1 rRNA gene is annotated in these 2,530 nt (G+C 56.4%); it reads right to left on the bottom strand.

Annotated features, from left to right (window positions below):
- Positions 1-38: 38 nt before the first annotated feature.
- A 23S ribosomal RNA gene (locus BM223_RS27725) occupies positions 39-2,530 on the bottom strand; the annotation flags it as partial.

The following is a 2,530-nucleotide window of genomic DNA, read 5'->3' as shown; positions in this document are numbered from 1 at the left end:
TGTCGGGGGGTGTGTTGTTGGGTGTGTTGGGGGTTTGTTGTGGCAAGTCTTCGGCCTATTAGTACCGGTCGGCTGGGCATTGCTGCTGTACACCTCCGGCCTATCAACCCAATCATCTTTTGGGGGCCTTAACCCACAAGGGGTGGGAAACCTCATCTTGAAACGTGCTTCCCGCTTAGATGCGTTCAGCGGTTATCACTTCCGAACGTAGCCAACCAGCCATGCACCTGGCGGTACAACTGGCACACCAGAGGTTCGTCCATCCCGGTCCTCTCGTACTAGGGACAGCCTTTCTCAAGTTTCCTACGCGCGCGGCGGATAGGGACCGAACTGTCTCACGACGTTCTAAACCCAGCTCGCGTGCCGCTTTAATGGGCGAACAGCCCAACCCTTGGGACCTACTCCAGCCCCAGGATGCGACGAGCCGACATCGAGGTGCCAAACCATCCCGTCGATATGGACTCTTGGGGAAGATCAGCCTGTTATCCCCGGGGTACCTTTTATCCGTTGAGCGACAACGCTTCCACTCGCAGTTGCCGGATCACTAGTTCCGACTTTCGTCCCTGCTCGACATGTCTGTCTCACAGTCAAGCTCCCTTGTGCACTTACACTCAACACCTGATTGCCAACCAGGCTGAGGGAACCTTTGAGCGCCTCCGTTACTCTTTGGGAGGCAACCGCCCCAGTTAAACTACCCATCAGGCACTGTCCCTGAACCAGATCATGGCCCTAGGTTAGACATCTAGTACGACCAGAGTGGTATTTCAACGTTGACTCCACCCCGACTGGCGTCGAGGTTTCACAGTCTCCCACCTATCCTACACAAGCCGAACCAAACACCAATGCCAAACTATAGTAAAGGTCCCGGGGTCTTTCCGTCCTGCCGCGCGTAACGAGCATCTTTACTCGTAGTGCAATTTCGCCGAGTCCATGGTTGAGACAGTAGGAAAGTCGTTACTCCATTCGTGCAGGTCGGAACTTACCCGACAAGGAATTTCGCTACCTTAGGATGGTTATAGTTACCACCGCCGTTTACTGGGGCTTAAATTCTGAGCTTCGACCTTGCGGTCTAACCCGTCCTCTTAACCTTCCAGCACCGGGCAGGAGTCAGTCCGTATACATCGTCTTACAACTTCGCACGGACCTGTGTTTTTAGTAAACAGTCGCTTTCCCCTGGTCTCTGCGGCCCTTCACGCTACACCGGCAAGCGGCTACACGATCCAGGCCCCCCTTCTCCCGAAGTTACGGGGGCATTTTGCCGAGTTCCTTAACCATGGTTGTCTCGATCGCCTCGGTATTCTCTACCTGATCACCTGAGTCGGTTTCGGGTACGGGCGGCTCATGGCTCGCTAGAGGTTTTTCTCGACAGCATAGGATCACCCACTTCCCCCCTACGGGGTCGGCATCACATCTCAGGGCCACCGATCAAACGGCCGTGTGGCGGATTTGCCTACCACACCCCCTACATGCTTACCCGCCGTCTACCATCGCGGCGGTTGGGCTACCTTCCTGTGTCACCCCATCGCTTGACTACTACCGGGTCGGGTCCCACGCTCCACACCAAGCTCGCAGCCCGAAGGCATTGATACGAGGTGCTTTGGGTGGTTAGCATCACCGGGCTCATCATGGGCGCCATTTCGCCGGTACGGGAATATCAACCCGTTGTCCATCGACTACGCCTGTCGGCCTCGCCTTAGGTCCCGACTTACCCAGGGCAGATTAGCTTGACCCTGGAACCCTTGATCAATCGGCGCACGGGTTTCTCACCCGTGATTCGCTACTCATGCCTGCATTCTCACTCGTGTCACATCCACACCTGGATCACTCCGGCGCTTCACCCGTGACACGACGCTCCCCTACCCAACCGCACCCCTGGACCACCATCAAGTGATGGCCTGGGTTGAATGCGATTGCCATGGCTTCGGCGGGCGGCTTGAGCCCCGCTACATTGTCGGCGCGGAATCACTTGACCAGTGAGCTATTACGCACTCTTTCAAGGGTGGCTGCTTCCAAGCCAACCTCCTGGTTGTCACTGCGACTCCACATCCTTTTCCACTTAGCCGCCTCTTAGGGGCCTTAGCCGATGGTCTGGGCTGTTTCCCTCTCGACTATGAAGCTTATCCCCCACAGTCTCACTGCCACGCTCACACTTACCGGCATTCGGAGTTTGGCTAACGTCAGTAACCTGGTCGGGCCCATCGGCTATCCAGTGCTCTACCTCCGGCAAGAAACACGCAACGCTGCACCTAAATGCATTTCGGGGAGAACCAGCTATCACGGAGTTTGATTGGCCTTTCACCCCTATCCACAGGTCATCCCCTCCATTTTCAACTGAAGTGGGTTCGGTCCTCCACGCCGTCTTACCGGCGCTTCAACCTGCCCATGGATAGATCACTCCGCTTCGGGTCTAGAACACGCGACTCAAACGCCCTATTCGGACTCGCTTTCGCTACGGCTACCCCACACGGGTTAACCTCGCCACGTATCGCTAACTCGCAGGCTCATTCTTCAAAAGGCACGCCATCACCCT

Source organism: Pimelobacter simplex, assembly GCF_900114845.1.
GTDB classification, from domain to species: Bacteria; Actinomycetota; Actinomycetes; order Propionibacteriales; family Nocardioidaceae; genus Nocardioides; species Nocardioides simplex.
The sequence above is the reverse complement of the archived record's forward strand: the minus strand, read 5'-3'. Positions and strand labels throughout refer to the sequence as shown.